Origin of the sequence: Duganella sp. LjRoot269, assembly GCF_964254095.1 — a bacterium.
In the GTDB taxonomy this organism is placed as follows: Bacteria; Pseudomonadota; Gammaproteobacteria; order Burkholderiales; family Burkholderiaceae_D; genus Rugamonas; species Rugamonas hordei.
Window position 1 is genome coordinate 2270300 of sequence record NZ_CAXUSL020000001.1, and the last position, 24265, is coordinate 2294564.

The window sequence follows — 24265 nt, forward strand, 5'->3', positions numbered from 1 at the left end:
AAAAAAATTGCCAATAGTGTCTCGTTGTTATCAAAAGATAACTGTAACTAAAGACAACACGACAAAAGAGAAATATACTGTTGTAAATGAGCGGAAAACTTGTGTTTCCGATAGGCAATGACAAATAGCAACGGTACGTGTACATTTGTGTGTTGTGAGACGACAATAAATGGTACTATACGGAAATAACTTGTAGTTTTAACAGTGAATTGCGCGTGGCGCGTTTACAAAGGAATGAAAATGCGAACTGCATTTGAGACGTGGGCACAGAAGGACGGACACATCGTCCGCCGCCGTGAAGACAAGCCGGATGAATATCTGGTCTTCGAAACCCAACGCCGCTGGGTAATCTGGCAGGCGGCGCTGGAACATGGCAAGACGCCGGGCGGCCGCAAGACCGCCGCGCAGAAGGAGGCGGCAGCCATCGAGAAAGCCAAGGCCGCCGTGCAGCGCCCACCGGTGATCAACCCGGACGAGGCTGCGGTGCGTAACCAGGTGCTGAACGAGGTGCTCGATGCCTTCTCGACGCTGGGCGGCGAGCGCGGCATGGACGATATCCTGAAAGTGGTGCAGGGTCTGAAGAAGAAGCAGCAGGAACAGGCGGAAGAGCGCGCTGTTGCCGAGGCGCCGGTACGTCACAACGCCTGATACCGCGCATGCGCTTCAAGCATTACAAGGGTGGTCTCTACGAGCTGGTGTGCGAGGCCACCCTGGAATCCGATCTCAGCACCATGATCATCTATCGCGCCGCGAACGGTTCCGTCTGGGCCCGGCCGAAAGATGTGTTTTTCGAAGTAATCGAGGTTGATGGCGTAAAAGTGCAACGCTTTACGCCTCTTGATTGAGCAAATAGAACCGCTTGCGGGCTGCTACACTGGTCTGACCCACTCATCCTGAGGCAGACCATGTATTTTCGCCCCGCTGCAGCGTCGACCGCGTTGTTGACCGTGCTGGCCATGTTGGCCGGCTGCGCTTCGCTGACTGAATCCACCCAACAGAACGTGCTGGTGCAAACCGTGCTCGATCATCGCGAGATCGGCGGGGTCGGCTGCGTGCTGTACAACGACGTCGGCAAATGGTTTGTCACGACGCCGGCGCGCGTCACGCTGCGCAAGAGCGCCGGCGCGCTGCGCATCGACTGCGCCAAGGACGGTACGGCCTGGGCGTACGAGAAGGTCGATCCCAAGGTGAACGGCAATCTGTGGGGGAATGTGGTGCTGACGGCGGGTGTCGGCTATTTCATCGACAAGAACACGGGGGCGGGCTACGACTATCCGTCGACGCTGACGGTGGTGATGCACCCGGCTGCGGAGCGCGATGCGCTGCCGCCGCCGGCTGCCGGGGTCACACTTTATTAACTACGGCCGATCAGGAAGTTCGACAGCAGCGGTACCGGACGGCCGGTGGCGCCTTTCGCGCCGCCCGATTTCCAGGCGGTGCCGGCGATGTCCAGGTGGGCCCAGGTGTACTTGCGGGTGAAGTTCTCCAGGAACGCCGCCGCCGTGCACGACGCGCCGCCCGGCGTGCCGATGTTGGCCAGGTCGGCGAAATTGGACTTCAGCTGCTCGTTGTACTCCTCGCCGATCGGCAGGCGCCATGCGGTGTCGCTGGAAGCCTTGCCTGCGGCGAGGATTTCGTCGGCCAGCTTGTTGTGGACCTCGTCGTCGCGCGTGAACAGGCCGCTCTTGTGGTGGCCCAGGGCGACGATGCAGGCGCCGGTCAGCGTGGCGATGTCGATCACGGCGGCCGGGTTGAAGCGCTCGGCGTAGGTCAGCGCGTCGCACAGCACCAGGCGGCCTTCGGCGTCGGTGTTGAGGATCTCGATGGTCAGGCCGTTCATCGACGTGACGATGTCGCCCGGCTTGGTGGCGCGGCCGGAAGGCATGTTCTCGCACGAGGCGATCACGCCGATCACGTTCAATTTCAGGTTCATCTCGCCGATGGCGCGGAAAGTGCCCAATACCGACGCCGCGCCGCCCATGTCGTACTTCATCTCGTCCATGCCGGGGCCGGCCTTCAGCGAGATGCCGCCGGTGTCGAAGGTGATGCCCTTGCCGACCAATACCACCGGCGCATCCTTCGGTTTGCCTCCCATGTGCTTGATGATGATGAACTTCGGCGGCTGCTCGCTGCCGTTGGTCACGGACAGGAAGCTGTTCATCTTCAGCGCTTCCAGCTGCTTGCGGTCCAGCACTTCAACGTCGAACTTGTAGTCCTTGCCCAGTTTTTTCGCGGTGTTGGCCAGGTAGGTCGGGGTGCAGACGTTGGCCGACAGGTTGCCCAGCTCCTTGGTCAGGTCGACGCCGTTGGCGATCGCCACGGCCTGCGCCAGCGCCAGCTTGGTGCCGGCGTTGCTGGCCACGGCCAGCGCGATTTTCTTCACGCCGCTCGCCGCCGGATCCTTCTTCGATTTCTGGCCGTCGGTGCGGAACACGCCTTCATGGGCGCTTTGCACCACGCAGCGGATCGCCCAGTTGACATCGCGCTCTTTCACTTCGGTCATCGGCAGTGCGATAATAGCGTCGCTCGTGCCCAGGGCCGAGAAAGCCTTGAGCGCCGCGGACACGCCGCTGGCGAAGCTTTTTTCGCTGACGGCGTCGTCGCTGCCCATGCCGACCAGCAGCACGCGTTCGGCCGATGCGCCCTTCACGCCGCGCAGCAGCAGGGTGGTGCCGGCTTTGCCGGAAATGTCGCCGGACTTGAGCGCAGCCGTGATTTCACCGGAGCCGTCCAGCGCCTTGGCGGCCTGCGACAGCTTCTTGTTCTCGAAGACGGCGACGGCGACTACGCCGGCCTTGGCCGAGGCGATGGTGTTTTTTGTGTCGAATGCTTTTATGCTAAAGTCCATTTGATTCTCCGTGTCGTGTACGAATTGCCAGCCTGTTTATCAGGCTGTTATTTAATCTTGTGGCCCCGTGATGGGCCCTTAACTACCGAATTATAACTTTCGAATGATCTTTCAACGCGCCCTACGACGTGAAATGACCAGTGCCGCCGGCGCTACTTTCACGGTGCTGTTCAGTATTAGCGTTACCTGGACCTTGATCGGTGTCCTCGGCAAGGCCGCCGGCGGCAAGGTCGCCTCCAGTGACGTGGTCGCGCTGATTGCCTTTGCAGCCTTGAATTATCTGCCAACTATCATCATCCTCACCAGCTTTATTTCGGTGCTGATGGTCGTCACGCGCAGCTATCGCGATTCCGAGATGGTGGTGTGGTTCGCTTCCGGCTTGAGCCTGACCCGATGGATAGCACCGGTGCTGACCTTCGGCCTGCCGCTGGTGCTGGTGACGGCGGCCCTGAGCTTTGTCGCCACCCCGTGGGCGCAGCAGAAAAGCTCCGAGTACGTGGAGCGTTTCGAAAAGCGCGAGGACCTGCAAAAGGTTTCGCCGGGCCAGTTCAAGGAATCGGCGTCGGCCAACCGCATCTTCTTCGTCGAAGGTGTGGCCGGCAAGACGGCCGTGGTGCAGAACGTATTTGTCAACACGGTCGATGAACACGGCACCGCCGTCATCGTCGCGCGCGAAGGCGTCATCAACGCCGGGCCGAAAGGCGAGCGCTATCTGGTGCTGAAGAACGGCCGCCGCTACCAGGGCACGCCGGGGCAGTCGGATTTCCAGACCATGGAGTTTGAAAGCTACAGCATGCGCGTGACCAACCAGAACCAGGAACTGGACGCCGAACGCAATATCAACGCGGTGCCGACGATGCAGCTGTTGAACGACAAGAGCAGCTTCGCGCAGGCCGAGATCCTGTGGCGCATCGCCCAGCCGATGACCTGCCTGGTGCTGATACTGCTGGCGATTCCGCTGGGCTTTGTCAATCCGCGCGCCGGCAGTTCCGCCAACCTGATTATCGCGCTGCTGGTCTTCTTCAGCTACAGCAATGTGGTCAAGCTGGTCGAGGCCAGCGTCAAGCAGGGCAAGTCCACGTTCGGCATGGCGTGGTGGCCGCTGCACCTGCTGGTCGCGCTGCTGGTGCTGGGCTTGTTCGCCTGGCGCCTGAACCTGAACCACCGCTACCATCCGCTGGCGCTGCTGTCGGCGCTGAAGCGCTCGCGCGCCGCAGACAAGAAAGCCGTATCGCCATGAAAATCCTGCAACGCTATTTCGCCGTCTCGATCCTGCAGGCGGTTGCCTTTGTGCTGGTTGCCTTCCTGGCGCTGCAGGCCTTCATGGACCTGACCGGCGAACTGCCTTCGGTGGGCAAGAACGGCTACGCGATCCAGTATGCCTTCCTGTACGTGCTGGTGCAGCTGCCCGGCCACGTGTACGAGGTGATGCCGCTGGCGGCGCTGATCGGCACCATCTACACGATGGCGCAGTTTGCGGCCACTTCCGAATTCACCATCATGCGGGCGTCGAGCATGTCGACCGGGATGGTGGCGTGGATGCTGGCCAAGATCGGCGTGGTGCTGGTGATTATCACCTTCATCTTCGGCGAACTGGTGGCGCCGCGCACCGCGCCGCTGGCGGAGAAAATCAAGCTGAGCGCGCGCGGCGCGGCGATTTCGTCGGAGTTCCGCTCCGGCCTGTGGACCAAGGATATCGTCAAGTCGGACGGCATGAGCGGCACCGTGACCGGCTCGCGCTTCTTCAACGTGCGCCAGGTGAAGCCGGACGGCACGCTGATCGACGTCAAGCTGTATGAGTTCGATACCAACTTCCGCCTGCGCTCGATCACGCTGGCCAAGACCGGCACCTTCAAAGGCAACAACAACTGGCAGCTGCAGGATGTGACGGAAAACCTGTTCACCAACCCGGCGCTGCTGAAGCCGGGCAGCGAGGCCAACCTGGCCAACAACTTCGCCCAGGACACCAGCCTGATCGAAACCCGCCACAGCGCCAGCAAGGACCTGCTGTCAGAGGTCACGCCGAAGATCCTGTCGGTGGCCGGCTCCGATCCGGACCGCATGTCGGCCAATGAGCTGGCGGTCTACACCCGCCACCTGCAGGAGAACAAGCAGGAAACCGAGCGCTTCAAGATCGCGTTCTGGAAGAAGCTGTTCGATCCGCTGGCGATCTTCGTGCTGATGGCGCTGGCGCTGCCGTTCGGCTACCTGCACACGCGCAGCGGCGGCGTGAGTCTGAAGATCTTTGTTGGTATCATGATCGGTGTCAGTTTCCTGCTGGTGAACACGCTGTTCTCTCACCTGGGCTTGCTGAGCACCTGGCCTGCGGTCATGACGGCGATCGCACCGAGTTTATTGTTCCTGCTGCTGGCGCTATGGGCCTTGTGGTGGGTGGAGCGGCACTAGATGGTTGAAACGATGAGCAAGCAAGCCCTGGTTTTGTTCGCGCACGGCGCCCGTGCCGCGGCGTGGGCCGCGCCGTTCGAGCGGCTGCGCGACCTGACCCAGCCGCGCATGCCGGAAGTGCGCGTGGCGCTGGCCTTCCTCGAGTTGATGACGCCACGGCTGCCTGAACTGGTGGCCGAGTTGACCGCCGGCGGCGTCACTCGCATCACCGTGGTGCCGGTGTTCCTGGGGCAGGGCGGTCATGTGCTGCGCGACCTGCCGCTGATGGTGGAGCAATTGCGCATCGATTATCCGCAGGCGACCATCGACGTGGTCGAAGCGGCCGGCGAGAACGCGGCCGTGCTCAACGCGCTGGCCGATTACTGCGTGGCCTCGCTGTCAGCGCACACGCCGCCAGACTGACAGCGGTATGTAGCCGTCCGGCCTGGCCGGCACGCGGTAGCTGAGTTCATCGCCGTTCAATTCGTAGCTGCGCTTCTGCTGCGTTCCCTCCCAATTTGAAAAAGCCGCCGTGGCGATGCTGAAGGTCAGCGTGTGTGCCTCCCTGTCGATGGCCACGGTGCCGAAGTGCGTGCTCGAGCCCATGATGGCCGCTTCGAATTCGGCCGGCGTGCCGGTTTTCTTGTCGCCGCTGGCAAAGCGCGGCCGGTCGGAGCGGTAAATCTGCACCGTGTACCGGCCCTGCGCATCGATCATCATCAGGCCGGCCGGCGCGTCGCCGTAATCGCGAATGCGCACGCCGTCGGGCCGTATCAGGTCGGCGGCGACCAGCGTCCAGGTGCCGGCCAGCGGAAAGTCGGGCGCAGGAGCCGCCGTTGCTTGCGTTGCAGGCACCCACATGACGAGGCAGAATAATCGGTTCAGCAGTTTCATGGCAATCTCCTTGATAACGATGCGGCCACGATAGCTGCTTCTGCGGTTGAGCGAAATTGGCAAAAAGCGTGCAATATGTGTGCATAATTGCACAATGAGCCAACCTGATTGGGACGACCTGCGCTACTTCCTTGCCCTGCACGACGCGGGTACGCTGACCGCCGCGGCGCGTTCGGCCGGCGTCGAGCACACCACGGTGGCGCGGCGCATCGATACACTGGAAACCGCGCTCGCGGTAAAGCTGTTCGACCGCTTCCCCAAGGGCTGGTCGCTGACGGCCGCCGGCAAGGCGCTGGTGCCGCATGCGCGCCAGATGGAGGCGGGTCTGCATGGACTGCTGCGGGCGGCCAGCGTCACGGCGGCGCTGAGCGGCAAGGTGCGGGTTTCCGCGCCGCCGGCGTTGGCGGCCTATTTGCTGGCACCGCGCCTGAAGGCGGCCGTGCATCGCCTGCCGGGAATAGAACTGGACTTGCGCGGCGAGGCGCGCGAGACGGACCTGATGCGGCGCGAATCGGATATCGCCCTGCGCTTCAGGCGTCCCACCGCGCCGGGACTGGCGGTACGGGAGCTGACGACGGTGCACTATCGCCTGTATGCCAGCGCCGCCTACCTTGAGGCGCGCACGCCGGAGCAATGGGAGTTTGTCGGCTACGATGAGCTGATGCAGGACACGCCGCAGCACCAGTGGCTGGAAAAGATACGCGGCGGGCGCCGCTACTGCCTGCGCTCCAACGACCTGGGTGCCCTGTTCCAGGCGGCGCAGGCCGGCTGCGGCGTGGCGGTGCTGCCCGAATACTTCTCATCCATCCAGCGCGGCGACCTGGTCGCCATCGACACGCCGGCCTGCCCGGTCAAGCGCAAGCTGTGGATCGTCATGCACGAGGACGTGCGCCGCGCCGCGCCGGTGCGCGCGGTGGCCGACGAACTGATTGCCCTGTTCATTGCCTGAACCTGGACGGTCGCATGGCATGTAAAGCTTGCTTGACAAGCGGTCTCCTTCGCGTCATAGTAAAGCATGCTTTACATCACGAGGAGGTCCAGATGGCCTACACTAAATTTTCGCGTAGTGCGGTAAGTGCAATTTTATGGAGTCAGTGGGCATATTGGTGTGCCTTGGGCGTGGCCATTTGGGCATACATTGCTATGCCAAAAGGTAATATCCGCGATTGCCTTGTGATTGCACCCATAGCGCCGGGGATGCTGATTTTTGCGGTGAGCTATTGGCTCTACCAATCATCCGATGAGTACGTAAAACAGCGGACGTTACAAGCGGCAACGCTCACCGCCATTACGGTAGCGATGCTATCCATGATTTACTTTTTTCTTGAGCTGCTAGGCTTCCCAAAACTCAGCATGATGTGGGTGCATATCATCGGCTGGAGTTTATTCAATGTTCAGATGCTCAGGTTGTGGTTCGAGGCAAAATGAAGAACATTCTTCCGCAACTCCGTGCTCAGCAAGGTTGGACACAGGGCGACCTCGCGACACGCCTGGGGGTGTCACGACAGTCCGTGAATGCAATTGAAACTGAACGCTATGAGCCCAGCTTGGCGCTGGCGTTTTCCATCGCCGAGCTATTCGCAATGCGGATAGAGGACATTTTTCTATTCAATCGAAAAGCCGGTGGTGGCGCCTAGGGACGAAGTCATCGTCCGCCGCGCGGCACCAACTTGATTTCGTATACCTTCGGCCACAGCTTGCCGGTGACGAACAGGCGTTTCTTCTCGGCGTCGTAAGCGATGCCGTTCATGACGTTTTCGCCGGTCGGTCCCTTGCCGGCGGCAGGATAGAGCTTGCCCAGGTCGATCCAGCCGGTGATCTTGCCGTTGGCCGGGTCGATGCGCGCGATGGTGTTGGTGTGCCACAGGTTGGCGTAGATCTCGTCGCCCACCACTTCCAGTTCGTTGACCTGGTCGACCGCGATGCCGTCCGCCGTCACCTTGACGCGCCGCACTTCGAGGAAGGTTTTCGGATCGAGGAAGCGCAGCGTAGCTGTGCCGTCGCTCATGATCAGCTCCTTGCCGTTCTGCGTCAGGCCCCAGCCTTCGCCGGGGTAGGCGAACTGGTTGCGCAGCTCGAAGGTCTTCAGGTCGAACACGAAGCCGGTCTGGGTTTGCCAGGTCAGGCCGACCAGCGTGTCGTTCCACACCGTCAGGCCTTCGCCGAAGTACTGCGGCGGGATGTCCTTGCTTTGCAGGACCTTGCCGGTTTCCAGGCTCACCTTGCGGATCGACGATTTGCCGTTCAGGCCCGTGCTCTCATACAGGAAGCCGTCGCGGTACAGCAGGCCCTCGGTGAAGGCTTGCGGATCGTGCGGGTAGGTGTTGACGACCTTGAAATCGTAGGTCGGAATCGCCGCCAGCACGCTTGCCGGCAGCAGGGCCAGGATCAGCAAGGCCTTTGCGTAGTTCTTTTTCACTATTCAGTCACCGAATTTTGTAGTTCGACCATGGCGTCCAGCGTTGCGCCGGGGGCGGCCAGTTCCGCCTCGACGCAGGCGCGCGCTTCCGCCGACCGCACCAGCGACGCCGCCTGTGCACGCGCCGCTTCCGCCGCAGCAGTATCGCCGCAGCCGGCCAGCAAGTCCAGTACCAGTGCGAGTTCGGCGCTGTAGTTGAAAACTTCGGCCAGCAGGTCGGCCATGCCGGCGCCGGTCAGCAGGTCCAGGCCCTGGACGCTGGCATCGAGATGCGCCGCGGCCTCCGCCAGATGGCGCTGCGGATCGGGCAGGAAGCGGCGCGCCAGCGCGAAGTCGCCGCAGGCCATCAGCGAGGGAAGGGCCGCGCGGGCGCATTGCTGCGCGAGGTCCTCGGGCAGGCGCAGGAACAGCTGGTAGGTGTTTTGCAGGTCGCCCAGCTTGTCGTTGATGGCGCGGATGTCGTTGAACAGCGCCGTCTTGTCGCCGGCGGCGACAGTGCCCAGCAGGCGTTCGCTGGCGGTGTCGCGGGCGCGGACCAGCGCATGGCGGGCCGGCAGGTATTCCTCGGCCAGCTTGGCCCAGGCGCTGAGGACGTAGGAGAGGCGCAGCGCCGCGTCGTCGCTGGCGGCGGTGGCGTCAAACAGCCAGATGTAGTCCCGCAGCGCGGGTTCGAAGTCGCCTTCGGAATGGGCGCTCCAGGCGCGCTCCAGCACTTCGTGAACAGAGTCCATTGCATCCTCGATGAGAGTGAACGGACATTCTATTACGGAAAGCGCCGGGTCAGGCTCTCAGTTGTTGCTGGCCGGGGAGGGGGGCTTGCGCGTCGTCGGTTTGATGCGCGCGTGGCTGCATGGCGTCGCCCAGCATCACCAGCACCGGGCCGTGGGCCGCGCCCAGACCCTGCGCCAGCGTGGCGATGGTCATGCGGCGGATATGCTGGTCGGCGCGGCTGACGTTTTCGATGACGACCACCGGCGTGTCCGGCCGGCGGCCATGCGCCAGCAGGCGCTCGGCCGTGGCGATGGCTTCGCGGCCGCCCATGTACTGCACCAGCGTGTCGGTGTCCGGAATGGCGTCGTGACCGGCGTGTTCCGGCGCGGTGGAGGAGGTGAAGAACGCCACGCTGCGCGCCACGCCGCGCTTGGTCAGCGGCTGTTTGCTGGTGGCGGCGGCGGCCAGCGCGGTGGTGATGCCGGGGACGACTTCCACCTCGATGCCGGCTTCCTCCAGCGCGCGCAGTTCTTCGTCGGCGCGGCCGAACAGCATCGGATCGCCGCCCTTGAGGCGCACCACCAGCGGGAACTTCCTGGCGTTGTCGATCATCTGCTTGTTGATGAACTGCTGCGCGGTCGACAGCTGGCCGCAGCGTTTGCCGACCAGGATTTTCTCGGCTTGAGGGCACAGCTCCAGCATCTCGTCGGTCACCAGCGCGTCGTGCAGCACTACGTCGGCTTGCGCCAGCAGGCGCGCACCGCGCAGTGTCATCAGGTCCTGGGCGCCGGGGCCGGCGCCGATCAGGTAGACTTTTCCGTGAGTTGCCATCGCTGTTTCCTCTTGCTGTTACTCGCCGAGACGGATCATGCCCGCCGCCACGGTCTGGTGCGTGACTTCGTCGATCAGGATGAAGGCGCCGGTCGCGCGGATGTCGGCGTAGGCGTCGGCGGCCAGCGGCTGCTGCACGGTCAGGCCGATGCGGGCGATGTCGTTCAGTTTCAGGCCGTCGGCGGCGTGGCGCTGCTGGGTGTTGATGTCCAACAGCGAATCGATGCCGGTGATCTTGGCCGAAGTCTGCTTGGTGCCGTGCTTGATCCAGTACTTGCGGCGCTGGTCCAGCGGCTCGTCGGACATCCAGCAGACGTCGGCCTTCAGCGTCTTCAGCAAGGTCGCCGGCTGGGCGGCGCCGGCCAGCAGGTCGCCGCGCGAGATGTCCAGGTATTCGTTCAGCAGCAGCGTGACCGACTGGCCCACCACCGCCGATTGATGCGAGCCTTCCAGCGTGACGATGTCCTTGACGGTCGCGCTCTGGCCGGACGGCTGCACCACCAGCTTGTCGCCGACGGAGACCTTGCCGGCTTCGATGCGGCCCATGTAGCCGCGGAAGTCGTTGGCTTCGTGACCGTTGTGGCGCGCCACCAGCTGTACCGGGAAGCGGAACGGCGCGTTGTGCGATTCGTCGTACACGGACAGCGATTCGAGCAGCTCGATCAAGGTCGGGCCCTTGTACCAGCTCAGCTTCTCGCTCTTGTCGACGACGTTGTCGCCGGTCAGCGCGGACAGCGGAATCGGCGTGATGTCCTTCAGGCCCAGCGTGCCGGCGAACTCGCGGTAGGCCTTGATGATGCGGTCGTAGGTCGCCTGGTCGTAGTTCACCAGGTCCATCTTGTTGACGGCGACGACGATATGCTCGATCTGCAGCAGGTGGGCGATGGTCGAGTGGCGCTTGGTCTGGATCAGCAGGTCCACGCCGCCGTCCTCGCGCAGCTTCACTTTCGAGACGTCGATCAGGATGATGACGGCATCGGCGGTCGAGGCGCCGGTGACCATGTTGCGGGTGTACTGCTCGTGGCCCGGCGTGTCGGCGATGATGAACTTACGCTTGGGGGTGGCGAAGTAGCGGTAGGCCACGTCGATGGTGATGCCTTGTTCGCGTTCGGCTTCCAGGCCGTCGGTCAGCAGCGACAGGTCGACGGCGTCGCCGACGGTGCGCTTGTGCTTGGAGCGCGACATGGCGTCCAGCTGGTCGGCGAAGATGCCTTTGCTGTCGAACAGCAGGCGGCCGATCAGCGTGGATTTGCCGTCGTCGACGGAACCGGCGGTGATGAAGCGCAGCAGGCCGCGTTCGGTCAGTTGTTCAGTGGTGTTGTCGTTGCGAGCGTTCATCAGAAGTATCCTGCTTTTTTGCGTTTTTCCATCGAGGCTTCGGAGGTTTGGTCGTCCATCCGGGTGGCGCCGCGTTCGGTGATCTGCGTGATCGCGGTTTCGGCGATGATCTGATCGACCGTCGCCGCGTCCGAGGACACGGGGCAGGTGCAGGAGATGTCGCCGACGGTGCGGAAGCGCACCACTTGCGTTTCGACGGTTTCGCCTTCGCGCGCCGGCGTCAGGTCGGTCAGCGGCACCAGCAGGCCGTTGCGCGGAATGACCTTGCGTTCGTGCGCGAAGTAGATCGGCGGCAGTTCCAGTTTTTCGCGGGCGATGTACTGCCACACATCGAGTTCGGTCCAGTTCGAGATCGGGAACACGCGCATGTTCTCGCCCGGATGGACGCGGGTGTTATACAGGTCCCACAGTTCCGGGCGCTGCGACTTCGGATCCCATTGGCCGAATTCGTCGCGGAAGGAGAAGATACGCTCCTTGGCGCGGGCCTTCTCTTCGTCGCGGCGGGCGCCGCCGATGCAGGCGTCGAAGCCGTGGGCGGCGATGGTTTCGAGCAGCGTGACCGCCTGCGCGGCGTTGCGCGAATCGGTCTGCGGATTGCGCAGGCGCACGGTGCCTTTCTTGATCGAGTCTTCGACCGAGCCGACGATCAGGCGCTCGCCCAGTTCGGCCACGCGCTTGTCGCGGAAGGTGATCACTTCGGCGAAGTTATGGCCGGTATCGACGTGCACCAGCGGGAAGGGAAATTTGCCGGGGCGGAAAGCCTTCTCCGCGATGCGCAGCAGCACCACCGAGTCTTTACCGCCGGAGAACAGCAACGCGGGGTTGCTGCACTCGGCCGCCACTTCGCGCATGATGTGGATCGCTTCCGATTCCAGGGCGTCGAGATGGCGCGAATTTACGTGCACGTTGTTTTCAACTAAAGCGTTCATGGACTAGCCTATTCTTTTGAGGGGGGCTTACGCCGCCACGGATTTAATGCGTATCAGTTTGCCGTCAACCATGTGCAGGCCGCACTCTTTCGATTCCGGATTCTCCCACCACCAGCGGCCGGCGCGGACATCTTCGCCCGGCTCGATGGCGCGGGTGCACGGCTCGCAGCCGATCGACGGATAGCCTTGGTCATGCAGTGCATTGTAAGGCACGCCGTTGTCGCGGATGTAGTTCCAGACGTCTTCCTCCGACCAGTCGGCCAGCGGATTGAACTTGGTCATGAAGTGCGCCGGATCGTCTTCCTCCACCATCAGCGAGGTGCGGGTGGCCGATTGCGCGCGGCGCTGGCCGGTGACCCAGGACTTGTTGCCGGCCAGGGCGCGGCCCAGCGGCTCGACCTTGCGGATGCGGCAGCATTCCTTGCGCATCTCGACGCTGTCGTAGAAGGCGTTCAGGCCGTTCTGCGCGACATAGGCGTCGACCGCTTCGGGCTGCGGCTTGTACAGCGCGATGTCGTAGCCGTAGTGCTCCTTCACCTTGTCCACCATCGCCAGCGTTTCCTTGTGCAGGCGGCCGGTTTCAAGCGAGAAGATGCCGATATCCAGTTTGGATTTCAGGATCAGGTCGGTCAATACCATGTCTTCCGCCGCCAGGCTGGAGGCGAAGACGGCCGGGCTATGTTCGCTGGCGATGCGGGCCAGCGTGGCGCTGGTGTCCGCAATCAGCTTGCTCAGGTCACTCATTGTTGCTCCTGTCAGATGCCGTAGCCGTCGTTGTTTGCGCCGGCGCCGACGCCGACATTGCGGGCGTGGCGGCGGAACAGCGGCACTTTCTGGTCCACCGATGCCTGGTAGGTTTCCGAGAAATCGGACAGGCCTTTCAGCGCGTCATGGATGCTGCGGTCCGGGCGCGTGGCGTAGGCGTTGAAGCCGACGCGCTGCATCGAGAACAACTGGTCGCGCAGCACGTCGCCGATGGCGCGCAGTTCGCCGGTCCAGCCCAGGCGGGTGCGCAGGTTGTAGGCGATCGAGTAGCCGCGGCCGTCGGTGAATTTCGGGAAGTCGACGGCCACCACGGCCAGCTTGGCCAGATCGTCCTTCAGCGTTTCCGGACGCTCGTCCGGGGCGATCCAGACACCGATCCCACCGGCGGCGGCGCGCGCGGCCAGCAGCTCGCGCTGTACCAGCCACAGGCTCAGCGGCACGATGAATTTGCCTTCGGGGACGGATACGGTGGCCGGGTCGTGCTTGGGTGCGCCCTCAACCGGCTCGGCCAGGCGCAGCACCTGCCAGTCGTCCTCGACGACTTCACGGCCCTTGATGATCAGGTTTTTCACGGCTTCAGACATATTCATCCTCTCCTACCAGGCGGCCACCTTTTTCGGTGATCGGCGTGGCGTACACATGTTCCTTGAACGGCGCGATGCCCAGGCGCTGCGCGCAGGCGGCGAACGATTCGTCTTCATAGCGCTCGCGCACATAGACCTGCAGCAGGCGGTCTATCACTTCCGGCATTTGCAGCGCGGAGAACGACGGTCCGATGATCTTGCCGATGGCGGCGTTGTTGCCTTGCGAGCCGCCGATCGACACCTGATACCATTCGCTGCCGTCCTTGTCGACGCCCAGCACGCCGATGCTGCCGACGTGGTGGTGGCCGCAGGCGTTGATGCAGCCGGAGATATTCAGCTCGATCTCGCCGATGTCGTGCTGGAAGTCGATGTTGTCGAAGCGCTCGGCGATGGCGGCGGCGATCGGCAGCGACTTGGCGTTGGCCAGCGAGCAGAAGTCGCCGCCGGGGCAGCAGATCATGTCGGTCAGCAGGCCGATGTTCGGCGTGGCCAGGCCGTGCGCCTTGACTTCCTGCCACAGCGTGAACAACAGCGACTGCTCGACGTCGGCCAGCACGATGTTCTGCTCGTGCGTGACGCGCAGTTCGCCGAAGCTGTAGCGGTCGGCCAGGTCGGCCATGAAGTCCATCTGCCCTGCGGTGGCGTCGCCCGGCGGCACGCCGGTTTTCTTCAGCGACAGCACGACCGCCGCGTAGCCCGGCTGCTTGTGCGGCTTGACGTTGCGGTTGACCCAGTTGGCGAAAGCCTTGTTGCCGGCCTGGGCCGCGGTGACGTCGCCGTCGTCCAGCTGCTTGTAGGCGGGTGGCTGGAAGTAGTCGATCACGCGCTGCATCTCTTCGACGGTCAGCGTTTCAGGGCCGTCCTTCAGGTCCGCCCATTCCTCTTCCACCTGGCGCGTGAATTCCTCGACGCCGATGGCTTTCAGCAGGATCTTGATGCGGGCCTTGTACTTGTTGTCGCGGCGGCCGTACTGGTTGTAGACGCGCATCACGGCTTCGGTGTAGGTCAGCAGGTGCTGCCATGGCAGGAAGTCGCGGATCACGCTGCCCAGGATAGGGGTGCGACCCATGCCGCCGCCGGCCATGAACTTGAAGCCGATCTCGCCGGCGTCGTTGCGCACCACGGTCAGGCCGATGTCGTGCACGGCGATGGCGGCGCGGTCTTCGACGGCGCCATTGATGGCGACCTTGAATTTACGCGGCAGGGCGATGAATTCCGGGTGGAAGGTCGACCACTGGCGCAGCACCTCGGCGTACGGACGCGGATCGATGATCTCGTCGGCGGCCACGCCGGCGTACGGATCGGAGGTGGTGTTGCGGATGCAGTTGCCCGAGGTCTGGATGGCGTGCATCTCGACCGAGGCCAGGTCGGTCAGGATGTCCGGCGTCTGCTCCAGCTCGATCCAGTTGAACTGGATGTTCTGGCGGGTGGTGAAGTGGCCATAGCCGCGGTCGTACTTGCGGGCAATGTGGGCAAACATGCGCATTTGTTTCGATGCCAGCAGGCCGTAAGGCACGGCGATGCGCAGCATGTAGGCGTGCCGCTGCATATATAAGCCATTTTGCAGGCGCAGCGGCAGGAATTCGGCTTCGGTCAGCTCATCGGACAGGCGGCGGCGCACCTGGTCCCGGTACTGGGCGATGCGCTCACGCACGATGAGATGGTCGTATTGGTCGTATTGATACATATTCTTCCTAGATAGTCGCTTGCTAGAATCCCCAAACTAGCGCTAATAGTAATAAACTTCGTCTTTATTCCATACGACTTAGTCTTTATTTGCTTATATAAGGATTGGGCATAAGCATGGACGCTAATAATTTATGACGGGCCACGACTAGCAATGAACCTTCACCAGCTGCGCTTTGTGCGCGAGGCAGTACGCCAGAACTACAATTTGACCGACGCCGCCAAGGCGCTGTTTACCTCGCAGCCGGGCGTGTCCAAGGCGATTATCGAGCTGGAGGAGGAGCTGGGCGTCGACATCTTCACCCGCCACGGCAAGCGGATACGCGGCCTGACCGAGCCGGGACGCCTGGTGCTGGAGTCGGTGGAGCTCATTATGCAGGAAATCGACAGCCTCAAGCGCATCGGCAAGGAATACGCGGCGCAGGACAGCGGCAGCTTTACCATCGCCACCACACACACGCAGGCGCGCTACACGCTGCCCAGGGTGGTGCAGGCCTTCATGCTGAAGTTTCCCAAGGTGCGCTTATCTTTATTGCAAGGAAATCCGCAGCAGATCGCCGAAATGGTCCAGCGCGACCAGGCCGACCTGGCCATCGCCACCGAATCGATCGCCGGCATCAGCGGTTTGATCACCTTGCCATGTTATCAATGGGAACACGTGGTGGTGGTGGCGCCGGACCATCCGCTGCTGAAATCGCGGCAGGTCACGCTGGAAGAAATTGCCGCTTTCCCCATCATCACGTACGATAGCGCCTTCGCCGGCCGCAGCAAGATAGACCACGCGTTTTCGCTGCGCGGCCTGAAGCTGGACGTGCTGCTGGAAGCCATCGACGCCGACGTGATCAAGACTTATGTGGAGTTGGGCATGGGGATTGGTATCATAGCGGGCATGGCGTTTGACTCCGAGCGCGACAAGAACCTGCGCGCCATTCCGGTGGGCCACCTGTTCGGCATGAACGTGTCGCGGGTGGCGGTCAAGCAGGGCGCCTACCTGCGCAGCTATATCTACACCTTTATTGAACTGCTGGCCCCCACGCTCAACCGCAAGTTGATCGAACAGGCCATGAGCGGTGAAAAAGAGCACTACGAATTGTAAAATTAGAAAGTAATACCATGATCACCAACCAGTTGGCACAATTTTATGCCGTCAACGCCGACAATTACGACCAGGTCTATGCGCAGGAAGAGCGCTTCGACGACCTGGATGACCTGCAGGAAATGGTCGCCGAACTGTTCCAGGGACACAAGGTGCTGGAACTGGCCTGCGGCACCGCTTACTGGACCGATTTGATCGCCGAAGTGGCCGAATCGGTGCACGCCACCGACTTGTTGCCAGAAATGATAGCGTTGGCGGAAACGCGCGGCCTGGACGAGGACGTCGTCACCTTCGGCGTGATGGACGCGTTCAACCTGCCGGACGGCCTGGAAGGCCAGTACACCGCCGTGTTTGCCGCCGGCCTGTGGTCGCACGTCAAGCGGGAGGACCAGGAAAAGTATTTGAAGACGCTGCGCGCCAAGCTGGGCAAGGACGTGCTGCTGGTGCTGATCGACGAAACTTATGTGGATGGCAACAGCATGGTGTTCGCCCGTACTGACATGGAAGGCAATACCTTCCAGATCCTGACGGCCGATGATGGCCAGCGCTATGAAGTGATGAAGAACTACCTGACCGACAGCACGCTGCGCAAGCGCTTTGGGGCGTCGGCGCGGCAGATCCGTGTCGAGCGGCTGGAGTATTACTACCTGCTGAGCTGCCGGCTCAAGTAAGCAGGCGAGCAAGCCAATTCACGAAAAGCCGCGTCCTGCGGCTTTTTTTCATTCTGATGCTGATTTACAACAAATGGCCAATGTCACATTGTTGAAGTAATTGATAGGCATGATTCCGCCCGTAGATTCATTACATGCAGTATTTCTTCCAACCTCAAGTAGAGAACATCAAGTGAAAAAACTTACTCTGGTAGCAATGATCATCGGCGGTTTCGCAGCCCAAGCCCAAGCTCAATCGAACGTCACGATCTACGGCCTGGTCGATGCAGGTATCGTAAGCGAGCGCGGCGGCGCTGCCGGCTCCGTGACCAAAGTCACCAGCGGCATCGGCAGCCAGTCGCGTCTGGGCTTCCGCGGTACCGAAGACCTGGGCAACGGCCTGTCGGCCATCTTCACCCTGGAAACCGGCCTGAAAGTGGACGACGGCTCGCTCGACAACACCAACAGCGCCCTGTTCAACCGCCAGTCGTTCGTCGGCCTGAAATCGAAAGAAGCCGGCACCCTGACCCTCGGTCGTCAATACACCATGCTGTACAACGCCATGAGCCAGGTCGCCGACCCATTCGGCGCCGGCTACGCAGGCAGCATCAAGAACTTGTTCCCAGCCGCCGGCGCGAACACCCGCACCAGCAACGCCATCGTCTACGCCACCCCGTCGTATGAAGGTTTCAGCGCCGAAGGCCTGTACTCGCTGGGCGAGCAGGCTGGCAGCACCACCGCCGGCCGCCAGTTCGGCTTCGGTCTGCTGTATGGCCAGGGCCCGCTGAACGCCCGCCTGGTGTACAACAACCGCAACAACGACACCGCTGCCGTCGGCGCCACTCCCGCCAAGCTGCAGGACACCGGCCGCAACACCCTGTTCGCGATCAACTACGACTTCCAGGTTGTTAAGGCTTACTTCGCTTATGGCGCGGACAAAGGCGTGAACAGCGCGGCTCTGCCAGTGGCTAACGCCTACGGCTACACCGTTGCTCCCAAGGCCAGCCTGGACAGCAACGATCTGCTGATCGGCGTGCAAGTGCCGGTTGCACCTAACGGCACCATCATGGCTTCGTACATCCGCAAGAACGACAAGACCGTCAACAACCAGGACGCCGACCAGTGGGCGCTGGGCTACTCGTACGCCATGTCCAAGCGTACCAACATGTACGTCGCATACGCCAAGATCAAGAACAAGAACGGCGCCGGCTATACCGTTGGTAACAACAACGAAGCTGGTTCCGGCGACAAAGCCTTCAACGCAGGCATCCGTCACTCGTTCTAAGCTGGTTCAGGCGAGGCTTTCCTGAGGCAGCGGCAGGCGGATCATGATCCGCGTGCCGTTGTCGCTGACGATGGAGATGTCGCCATGCAGCGCCCAGACGCGTTCGCGCATGCCGATCAGGCCGAAGGACGAGGCCTTGTCCATGTCCTTTTCGGCGATGCCGCGGCCGTCGTCATGTATCGTAATCTGCAGCATTGAATCGGTGCGGTATAGCGACAGCACGACGCTGCGCGCTTCCGCGTGGCGGGTGATGTTGGTCAGCGCTTCCTGCGCAATGCGGAAGATGGCCGTGCTGTAGGCGTCGTCCAGTATCAAATCCTCTTCGTTCGCGTCCAGCTTGCAGGCGATGCCGTAGCGCGAGACGAATTCCTGGCGCAGGCTTTCCAGCGCAAAATACAATCCTCCCTCATCGAGCGCGCGCGGCCGCAGGTTGCTGGCGATGCGGCGCAGCGACGTGATGGCCGACATCAGCAGCTCGTCCATGCCGGCCTGCAGCTTGCGCGCCGTGTCGCTGCCGTGCTGCTGCTGCAGCAGCGCCAGGTCGACGCGCAGGGTCGCCAGCAGCTGGCCGAGATCGTCATGCAGCTCGCGGGCGATGTGCTTGCGCTCCTCTTCCCGTATTGTCTGCAGCGCCGCCGACAGCTCGCGCAGCTGCGAATACGATTGCTCCAGCTGCTCCTGCACCTGCTTGCGTTCGGTAATGTCGCGCAGGATGATGGTGTAGATCTGGTGGCCGTCTTCCCTTAGCGAGGAGATCGAGCCTTCCAGCGGAAAGTGCTGGCCGCTGGCCTTCTGGCCGGTCACCGCGTAGTCGCTGGCGCGGCGGCCCTTCATGCGCAGCCGGATGCCGGTGGCGCCAAAATAGTGGACGGCGTTCGGCTCGCTGGTGGCGCGCTGGTCGCGCGGAATGTAGCGATGCAGCGGCGAGCCTTCCATCGCCTGCACGGTGGTGCCGAACATGGCGGCGGCCGATGGGTTGGCCTGCAGGATGTGCTGGGTTTCATCGGTGGAGATGATGGCGTCGCTGGCGTGCTGGATGATGCCGCGGCTGCGCTTGTGCGCGGCCGCATCGCGCGCGCATTGCCAGCCCATGCGCCACGACAGGCGGGTGGCCAGTGCAACGAGGCCGGTAAGCAATAGCAACGATCGGGTGCGGCCCATAATGCGCGTCTCCATACGGCCGGGAGACCGCGTGGTCACACACTAAAGCAAGCGCGGGGGAGGGGCTTGATATGACGCAAACGCCCTGTGGCGTTTGCATTTTCGACTCGACTTCGGATTACATCTGCTTGAACAGGTGCAGGAAACTGCGGCTGACTTCCAGCTTGTCCGGCTTGCCCTTGATCATGACCAAGTGGCGGCCGCGGATATCGCGCGTCACGCCTTCGATGGCGTTGACGTTGACCAGCGTGGCGCGGTGGATTTGCCAGAACAGCGCCGGATCGAGCTCCTCGGCCAGGTCGCGCACCGGCTTGCGGATCAGCGCTTCGTAGCGCTCGGTCTGCACGCAGGTGTATTTTTCGTCGGAGCGGAAGAACAGGATTTCCTCGACCGGTATCATGCGCAGGTCCTGGCCGATGCTGGCCTGTATCCATTGCAGGTATTGCGGCTTGGGCGCGGTGATCTTCTCGGCCAGTTGCGACAGCATCGCCGTCACGCTCGCGTTGACGTCGGCGGCCGGCTTGCTCAGGCGGGTCTTCAGACGGTCGACGGTGATCTGCAGCCGCTCCTGCTCGGGCGGTTTCAGCACGTAGTCGACGGCGCCGCGCTCGAAGGCTTCCACCGCGTAGGCATCGTAGGCGGTGACGAACACGATGTGGCTCTTGGCGCCGATGACGGTGGCTGCTTCCATGCCGGTCTTGCCCGGCATGCGGATGTCGAGGAAGGTGAAGTCCGGCTTCATCTGGTCGACCAGTTCGATCGCTTCGTCGCCGTTCTTGGCTTCGCCGATGATTTCCAGCTCGGGCCAAACCTGGCCCAGGCGCATACGCAGTTGGTCGCGCATCAAACGTTCGTCGTCGGCAATGATTGCTGTAGGCATGTGGGTGTGTTCTGCAATGTTAATTATTCAATCAATTATTCAACGAATCGCTGTAATAATCAATCTATCTTATTTGGACAGCTGATACGGCACTTCGATCGTTGCGATAACGCCGCTTGGGCTGTTGGCCGCGATCAGCAGTTGGCCCTGGTCGCCGTGCAGCAGTTTCAGGCGCTCGCGGATGGTCATCAGCCCCAGGCCGGTGCCGTCGCTGGGCACCGCGCCGAAGCCGAGGCCGTTGTCGGTGACGATCACGCGCAGCTTGTTGTGGGCGACGTCGGCGCGCACTTTCAGCGTGCCGCCCTCCGGCTTGGCTTCGAGGCCGTGCTTGATGGCGTTTTCCACCATCGATTGCAGCATCATCGGCGGGAAGGCGGCGGTGCGCAGGCCGTCCGGGATGTCGAAATCGACGGTCAGGCGTTCTTCCATGCGCATTTTCAGCAGGTTCAGGTAGGCCAGCACCATGTCGGCTTCGCGGCCGAGGTTGGTGATCAGCGCGTTGTCGCGCATTTGCGGCAGCACCGCGCGCAGGTATTTGATCAGGCTGCGCTGCATGGCGGAGGCGCGCGGCGGATCGGTTTCGATCAGGTGTTCGACCGAGGCCAGCGTGTTGAACAGGAAGTGGGGCTCGACCTGGGCCTGCATCATCTGCATCTTGGCCTCGCTCAGCTGGCGCTGCATGGATTCGCGTTCGACGGCGGCGTTGGCGGTCAGCGTTTCCGCTTCGGCGCGTTTTTTGCCGCCCATCAGCGCCTTGGTGCCGAACAGCGCGAGCACCAGCAGCGAGACGAAGCTCTTGAACCAGGTGGAGGCTTGGCGGTGGTAGCGGGTGACCTTCTGCTCGGCTGCGTCGTCGACGGCCTCTTCAATCGCGTTCGACAGTTCCTCACCGATTTGCGGCGGCAGGTCGATGTGGACTTCTTCGCCAGGCAGCGTCGGCAGGGCGGGGACGGCTGGCGCCGCAGGCTTGGCGCCCTTGGCCGGAGGCGCGGCCGGCGCGGCCGGTGCCACTTCGGCCGGTGGAGCCACCGGCGCGACCGGGGCTTCGCCGTTGTCATCGCTGCTGGAGTCGGATTTTTCGCTCTTGTCGGTCTTGTCGGCATCCTTGTTGCGCAGCTTGCCGCGTGGATTGAAATGGATGCCGCTGTCATCGATCAATATATTGGTGTCGCCATTTTTGCGTTTCCCCGGTTTGTCTTTTTTGACGATGACTTCCTCGTCCGAGTTGGATGAGAACAACTCGTCCTGCAGGATGGAGCCGGCAATCAGCGTCAGCACCGCAAACACCAGGAATTTCCACCACGACAGCTGGGTAACCCAGGTCGCGGTCGTATCGAAGCCGCGGTGCAGCCAGGCGCCGGCGGTTTTCAGGGTGTCTTGCGTTTTAGGCATAGGAAACATGTAAGACTTTCACTCTTGAGTACGAAGCAAGTGTAACGAGTTTTTTGATGATGCAACTGTACTGATTAGCGTCAGCGCACGCCATGCTATTGCGACAGTCTGCAAGAAACGCGGAGTGGACGGCACAAGATGGGGAACAGAAAATAAGTGAAGGGGAGGGGTTGACGATATTCGCGATGTCCCCCATAATCTCATTTCTCTGCTGCGAACAAAACGATTCGTAAGCAAGCAGTACCAAACAAAGTTCTTTAAAAATTAACAGTCGATAAGTGTGGACGTTTGATGGAAGTGCACACGAGACCTTCGGGTTTCGTGAAACTTAAAAAATATCAAATGTTCACAAGAAGTAATGAAATAGGCGCTATGAAAATAGTGGCCTGTCAGTATTTTGAGTGAGCGACCCAGCAGAAATGCTGGTGACACGAAAGTGTCAAAGTAACAGAGATTAAACTGAAGAGTTTGATCCTGGCTCAGATTGAACGCTGGCGGCATGCCTTACACATGCAAGTCGAACGGCAGCGCGGGGCAACCTGGCGGCGAGTGGCGAACGGGTGAGTAATATATCGGAACGTACCCTGGAGTGGGGGATAACGTAGCGAAAGTTACGCTAATACCGCATACGATCTAAGGATGAAAGTGGGGGATCGCAAGACCTCATGCTCCTGGAGCGGCCGATATCTGATTAGCTAGTTGGTGGGGTAAAGGCCCACCAAGGCATCGATCAGTAGCTGGTCTGAGAGGACGACCAGCCACACTGGAACTGAGACACGGTCCAGACTCCTACGGGAGGCAGCAGTGGGGAATTTTGGACAATGGGCGCAAGCCTGATCCAGCAATGCCGCGTGAGTGAAGAAGGCCTTCGGGTTGTAAAGCTCTTTTGTCAGGGAAGAAACGGCTACCTCTAATACAGGTGGCTAATGACGGTACCTGAAGAATAAGCACCGGCTAACTACGTGCCAGCAGCCGCGGTAATACGTAGGGTGCAAGCGTTAATCGGAATTACTGGGCGTAAAGCGTGCGCAGGCGGTTTTGTAAGTCTGTCGTGAAATCCCCGGGCTCAACCTGGGAATGGCGATGGAGACTGCAAGGCTAGAGTTTGGCAGAGGGGGGTAGAATTCCACGTGTAGCAGTGAAATGCGTAGATATGTGGAGGAACACCGATGGCGAAGGCAGCCCCCTGGGTCAAAACTGACGCTCATGCACGAAAGCGTGGGGAGCAAACAGGATTAGATACCCTGGTAGTCCACGCCCTAAACGATGTCTACTAGTTGTCGGGTCTTAATTGACTTGGTAACGCAGCTAACGCGTGAAGTAGACCGCCTGGGGAGTACGGTCGCAAGATTAAAACTCAAAGGAATTGACGGGGACCCGCACAAGCGGTGGATGATGTGGATTAATTCGATGCAACGCGAAAAACCTTACCTACCCTTGACATGGCTGGAATCCTTGAGAGATTGAGGAGTGCTCGAAAGAGAACCAGTACACAGGTGCTGCATGGCTGTCGTCAGCTCGTGTCGTGAGATGTTGGGTTAAGTCCCGCAACGAGCGCAACCCTTGTCATTAGTTGCTACGAAAGGGCACTCTAATGAGACTGCCGGTGACAAACCGGAGGAAGGTGGGGATGACGTCAAGTCCTCATGGCCCTTATGGGTAGGGCTTCACACGTCATACAATGGTACATACAGAGGGCCGCCAACCCGCGAGGGGGAGCTAATCCCAGAAAGTGTATCGTAGTCCGGATTGTAGTCTGCAACTCGACTGCATGAAGTTGGAATCGCTAGTAATCGCGGATCAGCATGTCGCGGTGAATACGTTCCCGGGTCTTGTACACACCGCCCGTCACACCATGGGAGCGGGTTTTACCAGAAGTAGGTAGCTTAACCGCAAGGAGGGCGCTTACCACGGTAGGATTCGTGACTGGGGTGAAGTCGTAACAAGGTAGCCGTATCGGAAGGTGCGGCTGGATCACCTCCTTTCTAGAGTAGCACTGGTCAGCAATGACTACTCATCAAGCGTTCACACTTATCGACTGTCAATATTAAAGAACAGCATTTGGGGCTGTAGCTCAGCTGGTTAGAGCACCGTGTTGATAACGCGGGGGTCGTTGGTTCGAGTCCAACCAGCCCTACCAGTTTCTGCCTTGTAGTAAATCTCAGGGGGATTAGCTCAGCTGGGAGAGCACCTGCTTTGCAAGCAGGGGGTCGTCGGTTCGATCCCGTCATCCTCCACCAAGAGTTCAAATGTAAGGGTAAGCCTTTAGATTTGATCTTTTAGAGATCAAGTGCTGTACGTTCTTTAACAATCTGGAAGAAGTAAGTAAATTTTTATTGATCGTGTTCGCCGACAGGCGGATACGATGGGTAATGATTGTATGTATCAACAAACGCAACAACGTAGTACTT

25 protein-coding genes, 2 tRNA genes and 1 rRNA gene are annotated in these 24265 nt (G+C 61.1%); 15 read left to right on the forward strand and 13 right to left on the reverse strand.

Annotated features, from left to right (window positions below; translation table 11 throughout):
* The first annotated feature begins 240 nt into the window (after positions 1 to 240).
* From ACSQ3S_RS10050 to ACSQ3S_RS10060, 3 genes are read left to right on the forward strand one after another with little or no spacing between them, the layout of a single operon-like run.
* Entirely contained in the window at positions 241 to 648 is a 408-nt protein-coding gene (locus ACSQ3S_RS10050; protein WP_176655197.1) for a hypothetical protein, read from the forward strand.
* Between the two features lie 8 nt (positions 649 to 656).
* Positions 657 to 845, forward strand: a complete 189-nt coding sequence (locus ACSQ3S_RS10055) for a DUF1653 domain-containing protein (RefSeq protein ID WP_353404299.1) — start codon at positions 657 to 659, stop codon at positions 843 to 845.
* A 60-nt stretch (positions 846 to 905) separates the two neighbouring features.
* Positions 906 to 1358, forward strand: a complete 453-nt coding sequence (locus ACSQ3S_RS10060) for a hypothetical protein (protein WP_176655199.1) — start codon at positions 906 to 908, stop codon at positions 1356 to 1358.
* Here the strand turns inward: ACSQ3S_RS10060 and ACSQ3S_RS10065 are convergent.
* Positions 1355 to 2848 (reverse strand): leucyl aminopeptidase, encoded by a 1494-nt coding sequence (locus ACSQ3S_RS10065; RefSeq protein WP_176655200.1) that lies wholly within the window; start codon positions 2846 to 2848, stop codon positions 1355 to 1357. The two genes, ACSQ3S_RS10060 and ACSQ3S_RS10065, sit on opposite strands and share 4 nt — an antisense overlap.
* 133 nt (positions 2849 to 2981) lie before the next feature.
* On the opposite strand from ACSQ3S_RS10065, the gene lptF reads away from it, so the two are divergent.
* From lptF to ACSQ3S_RS10080, 3 genes are read left to right on the forward strand one after another with little or no spacing between them, the layout of a single operon-like run.
* The gene (gene lptF, locus ACSQ3S_RS10070) at positions 2982 to 4088 is read left to right on the forward strand and encodes an LPS export ABC transporter permease LptF (protein ID WP_436142286.1); all 1107 of its coding nucleotides are present in this window, start codon (positions 2982 to 2984) and stop codon (positions 4086 to 4088) included.
* Entirely contained in the window at positions 4085 to 5254 is a 1170-nt protein-coding gene (gene lptG / locus ACSQ3S_RS10075; protein ID WP_353404302.1) for an LPS export ABC transporter permease LptG, read from the forward strand. The genes lptF and lptG overlap by 4 nt, the downstream gene beginning before the upstream one ends.
* Before the next feature lie 12 nt (positions 5255 to 5266).
* Complete coding sequence (locus ACSQ3S_RS10080) at positions 5267 to 5656, forward strand: sirohydrochlorin chelatase (protein WP_436142287.1); 390 nt, start codon at positions 5267 to 5269, stop codon at positions 5654 to 5656.
* Here ACSQ3S_RS10080 and ACSQ3S_RS10085 read toward each other — a convergent pair.
* On the reverse strand, positions 5633 to 6127 hold the full coding sequence (locus tag ACSQ3S_RS10085; protein ID WP_436142288.1) for a lipocalin-like domain-containing protein: 495 nt from the start codon (positions 6125 to 6127) through the stop codon (positions 5633 to 5635). The genes ACSQ3S_RS10080 and ACSQ3S_RS10085 overlap by 24 nt on opposite strands.
* A gap of 94 nt (positions 6128 to 6221) precedes the next feature.
* Here ACSQ3S_RS10085 and ACSQ3S_RS10090 point away from each other — a divergent pair, with 94 nt between their 5' ends.
* The 3 genes from ACSQ3S_RS10090 to ACSQ3S_RS10100 all read left to right on the forward strand — a co-directional run bounded on the left by ACSQ3S_RS10090 (position 6222) and on the right by ACSQ3S_RS10100 (position 7764).
* Positions 6222 to 7076, forward strand: coding sequence for a LysR family transcriptional regulator (locus tag ACSQ3S_RS10090; protein WP_436142289.1), 855 nt, complete (start codon positions 6222 to 6224; stop codon positions 7074 to 7076).
* A 92-nt stretch (positions 7077 to 7168) separates the two neighbouring features.
* Positions 7169 to 7555, forward strand: a complete 387-nt coding sequence (locus ACSQ3S_RS10095) for a hypothetical protein (RefSeq protein ID WP_176655205.1) — start codon at positions 7169 to 7171, stop codon at positions 7553 to 7555.
* On the forward strand, positions 7552 to 7764 hold the full coding sequence (locus ACSQ3S_RS10100; RefSeq protein WP_176655206.1) for a helix-turn-helix transcriptional regulator: 213 nt from the start codon (positions 7552 to 7554) through the stop codon (positions 7762 to 7764). Before ACSQ3S_RS10095 ends, ACSQ3S_RS10100 begins: the two co-directional genes overlap by 4 nt.
* Before the next feature lie 8 nt (positions 7765 to 7772).
* Here the strand turns inward: ACSQ3S_RS10100 and ACSQ3S_RS10105 are convergent, their stop codons facing one another.
* From ACSQ3S_RS10105 to ACSQ3S_RS10140, 8 genes are read right to left on the reverse strand one after another with little or no spacing between them, the layout of a single operon-like run.
* A complete protein-coding gene (locus ACSQ3S_RS10105) occupies positions 7773 to 8546 on the reverse strand; it encodes a glutaminyl-peptide cyclotransferase (RefSeq protein WP_413447854.1) in 774 nt (257 codons plus the stop codon).
* Complete coding sequence (locus tag ACSQ3S_RS10110; RefSeq protein ID WP_436142290.1) at positions 8546 to 9277, reverse strand: hypothetical protein; 732 nt, start codon at positions 9275 to 9277, stop codon at positions 8546 to 8548. The genes ACSQ3S_RS10105 and ACSQ3S_RS10110 overlap by 1 nt, the downstream gene beginning before the upstream one ends.
* A 49-nt stretch (positions 9278 to 9326) precedes the next feature.
* The gene (gene cobA, locus ACSQ3S_RS10115; RefSeq protein ID WP_413447853.1) at positions 9327 to 10088 is read right to left on the reverse strand and encodes a uroporphyrinogen-III C-methyltransferase; all 762 of its coding nucleotides are present in this window, start codon (positions 10086 to 10088) and stop codon (positions 9327 to 9329) included.
* Between the two features lie 18 nt (positions 10089 to 10106).
* On the reverse strand, positions 10107 to 11426 hold the full coding sequence (locus ACSQ3S_RS10120; protein WP_353404314.1) for a sulfate adenylyltransferase subunit 1: 1320 nt from the start codon (positions 11424 to 11426) through the stop codon (positions 10107 to 10109).
* The gene (cysD, locus tag ACSQ3S_RS10125) at positions 11426 to 12355 is read right to left on the reverse strand and encodes a sulfate adenylyltransferase subunit CysD (protein ID WP_176655211.1); all 930 of its coding nucleotides are present in this window, start codon (positions 12353 to 12355) and stop codon (positions 11426 to 11428) included. Before cysD ends, ACSQ3S_RS10120 begins: the two co-directional genes overlap by 1 nt.
* Positions 12356 to 12382: 27 nt before the next feature.
* Positions 12383 to 13099 carry a phosphoadenylyl-sulfate reductase gene (locus tag ACSQ3S_RS10130; RefSeq protein WP_176655212.1) on the reverse strand — a complete coding sequence of 239 codons (717 nt, stop codon included), beginning with the start codon at positions 13097 to 13099 and terminating at the stop codon, positions 12383 to 12385.
* 11 nt (positions 13100 to 13110) lie between these two features.
* The gene (locus tag ACSQ3S_RS10135; protein WP_436142291.1) at positions 13111 to 13704 is read right to left on the reverse strand and encodes a DUF934 domain-containing protein; all 594 of its coding nucleotides are present in this window, start codon (positions 13702 to 13704) and stop codon (positions 13111 to 13113) included.
* Entirely contained in the window at positions 13697 to 15391 is a 1695-nt protein-coding gene (locus tag ACSQ3S_RS10140; protein WP_353404317.1) for a nitrite/sulfite reductase, read from the reverse strand. The genes ACSQ3S_RS10135 and ACSQ3S_RS10140 overlap by 8 nt, the downstream gene beginning before the upstream one ends.
* A 153-nt stretch (positions 15392 to 15544) precedes the next feature.
* Between ACSQ3S_RS10140 and ACSQ3S_RS10145 the strand changes: the two genes are divergently transcribed.
* From ACSQ3S_RS10145 to ACSQ3S_RS10155, 3 genes are all read left to right on the forward strand, one after another.
* Positions 15545 to 16486 (forward strand): CysB family HTH-type transcriptional regulator, encoded by a 942-nt coding sequence (locus tag ACSQ3S_RS10145; RefSeq protein ID WP_176655215.1) that lies wholly within the window; start codon positions 15545 to 15547, stop codon positions 16484 to 16486.
* Between the two features lie 17 nt (positions 16487 to 16503).
* Positions 16504 to 17157, forward strand: a complete 654-nt coding sequence (locus ACSQ3S_RS10150; protein WP_436142292.1) for a class I SAM-dependent methyltransferase — start codon at positions 16504 to 16506, stop codon at positions 17155 to 17157.
* Between the two features lie 196 nt (positions 17158 to 17353).
* Positions 17354 to 18421 carry a porin gene (locus ACSQ3S_RS10155; protein ID WP_176655244.1) on the forward strand — a complete coding sequence of 356 codons (1068 nt, stop codon included), beginning with the start codon at positions 17354 to 17356 and terminating at the stop codon, positions 18419 to 18421.
* A 6-nt stretch (positions 18422 to 18427) separates the two neighbouring features.
* On the opposite strand, the gene ACSQ3S_RS10160 is transcribed toward ACSQ3S_RS10155, so the two are convergent.
* The 3 genes from ACSQ3S_RS10160 to ACSQ3S_RS10170 form a co-directional block, all read right to left on the reverse strand.
* Positions 18428 to 19582, reverse strand: coding sequence for a PAS domain-containing sensor histidine kinase (locus ACSQ3S_RS10160; RefSeq protein WP_176655217.1), 1155 nt, complete (start codon positions 19580 to 19582; stop codon positions 18428 to 18430).
* 118 nt (positions 19583 to 19700) lie between these two features.
* Positions 19701 to 20462 (reverse strand): LytR/AlgR family response regulator transcription factor, encoded by a 762-nt coding sequence (locus ACSQ3S_RS10165; protein ID WP_176655218.1) that lies wholly within the window; start codon positions 20460 to 20462, stop codon positions 19701 to 19703.
* A gap of 69 nt (positions 20463 to 20531) precedes the next feature.
* Entirely contained in the window at positions 20532 to 21863 is a 1332-nt protein-coding gene (locus ACSQ3S_RS10170; protein ID WP_353404319.1) for a sensor histidine kinase, read from the reverse strand.
* Positions 21864 to 22310: 447 nt separating this feature from the next.
* Here ACSQ3S_RS10170 and ACSQ3S_RS10175 point away from each other — a divergent pair.
* From ACSQ3S_RS10175 to ACSQ3S_RS10185, 3 genes are all read left to right on the forward strand, one after another.
* A 16S ribosomal RNA gene (locus tag ACSQ3S_RS10175) occupies positions 22311 to 23839 on the forward strand.
* 78 nt (positions 23840 to 23917) lie between these two features.
* Positions 23918 to 23994: transfer RNA gene (locus ACSQ3S_RS10180), tRNA-Ile, on the forward strand.
* 24 nt (positions 23995 to 24018) lie between these two features.
* Positions 24019 to 24094 (forward strand) — tRNA-Ala (locus tag ACSQ3S_RS10185).
* The last annotated feature ends 171 nt before the right edge of the window (positions 24095 to 24265 follow it).

Bases quoted from the DNA above. Each gene is read 5' to 3' on its own strand.
- ACSQ3S_RS10050 (WP_176655197.1), top strand. From the start codon at position 241: ATGCGAACTGCATTTGAGACGTGGGCACAGAAGGACGGACACATCGTC.
- ACSQ3S_RS10145 (WP_176655215.1), top strand. From the start codon at position 15,545: ATGAACCTTCACCAGCTGCGCTTTGTGCGCGAGGCAGTACGCCAGAAC.
- ACSQ3S_RS10120 (WP_353404314.1), bottom strand. From the start codon at position 11,426: ATGAACGCTCGCAACGACAACACCACTGAACAACTGACCGAACGCGGC.
- ACSQ3S_RS10100 (WP_176655206.1), top strand. From the start codon at position 7,552: ATGAAGAACATTCTTCCGCAACTCCGTGCTCAGCAAGGTTGGACACAG.
- cobA (WP_413447853.1), bottom strand. From the start codon at position 10,088: ATGGCAACTCACGGAAAAGTCTACCTGATCGGCGCCGGCCCCGGCGCC.
- lptF (WP_436142286.1), top strand. From the start codon at position 2,982: ATGACCAGTGCCGCCGGCGCTACTTTCACGGTGCTGTTCAGTATTAGC.
- ACSQ3S_RS10155 (WP_176655244.1), top strand. From the start codon at position 17,354: ATGATCATCGGCGGTTTCGCAGCCCAAGCCCAAGCTCAATCGAACGTC.
- ACSQ3S_RS10140 (WP_353404317.1), bottom strand. From the start codon at position 15,391: ATGTATCAATACGACCAATACGACCATCTCATCGTGCGTGAGCGCATC.
- ACSQ3S_RS10130 (WP_176655212.1), bottom strand. From the start codon at position 13,099: ATGAGTGACCTGAGCAAGCTGATTGCGGACACCAGCGCCACGCTGGCC.
- ACSQ3S_RS10170 (WP_353404319.1), bottom strand. From the start codon at position 21,863: ATGTTTCCTATGCCTAAAACGCAAGACACCCTGAAAACCGCCGGCGCC.
- ACSQ3S_RS10080 (WP_436142287.1), top strand. From the start codon at position 5,267: ATGAGCAAGCAAGCCCTGGTTTTGTTCGCGCACGGCGCCCGTGCCGCG.
- ACSQ3S_RS10065 (WP_176655200.1), bottom strand. From the start codon at position 2,848: ATGGACTTTAGCATAAAAGCATTCGACACAAAAAACACCATCGCCTCG.
- ACSQ3S_RS10085 (WP_436142288.1), bottom strand. From the start codon at position 6,127: ATGAAACTGCTGAACCGATTATTCTGCCTCGTCATGTGGGTGCCTGCA.
- ACSQ3S_RS10055 (WP_353404299.1), top strand. From the start codon at position 657: ATGCGCTTCAAGCATTACAAGGGTGGTCTCTACGAGCTGGTGTGCGAG.
- ACSQ3S_RS10160 (WP_176655217.1), bottom strand. From the start codon at position 19,582: ATGGGCCGCACCCGATCGTTGCTATTGCTTACCGGCCTCGTTGCACTG.
- cysD (WP_176655211.1), bottom strand. From the start codon at position 12,355: ATGAACGCTTTAGTTGAAAACAACGTGCACGTAAATTCGCGCCATCTC.
- ACSQ3S_RS10150 (WP_436142292.1), top strand. From the start codon at position 16,504: ATGATCACCAACCAGTTGGCACAATTTTATGCCGTCAACGCCGACAAT.
- ACSQ3S_RS10095 (WP_176655205.1), top strand. From the start codon at position 7,169: ATGGCCTACACTAAATTTTCGCGTAGTGCGGTAAGTGCAATTTTATGG.
- ACSQ3S_RS10165 (WP_176655218.1), bottom strand. From the start codon at position 20,462: ATGCCTACAGCAATCATTGCCGACGACGAACGTTTGATGCGCGACCAA.
- ACSQ3S_RS10090 (WP_436142289.1), top strand. From the start codon at position 6,222: ATGAGCCAACCTGATTGGGACGACCTGCGCTACTTCCTTGCCCTGCAC.
- ACSQ3S_RS10110 (WP_436142290.1), bottom strand. From the start codon at position 9,277: ATGGACTCTGTTCACGAAGTGCTGGAGCGCGCCTGGAGCGCCCATTCC.
- lptG (WP_353404302.1), top strand. From the start codon at position 4,085: ATGAAAATCCTGCAACGCTATTTCGCCGTCTCGATCCTGCAGGCGGTT.
- ACSQ3S_RS10060 (WP_176655199.1), top strand. From the start codon at position 906: ATGTATTTTCGCCCCGCTGCAGCGTCGACCGCGTTGTTGACCGTGCTG.
- ACSQ3S_RS10135 (WP_436142291.1), bottom strand. From the start codon at position 13,704: ATGTCTGAAGCCGTGAAAAACCTGATCATCAAGGGCCGTGAAGTCGTC.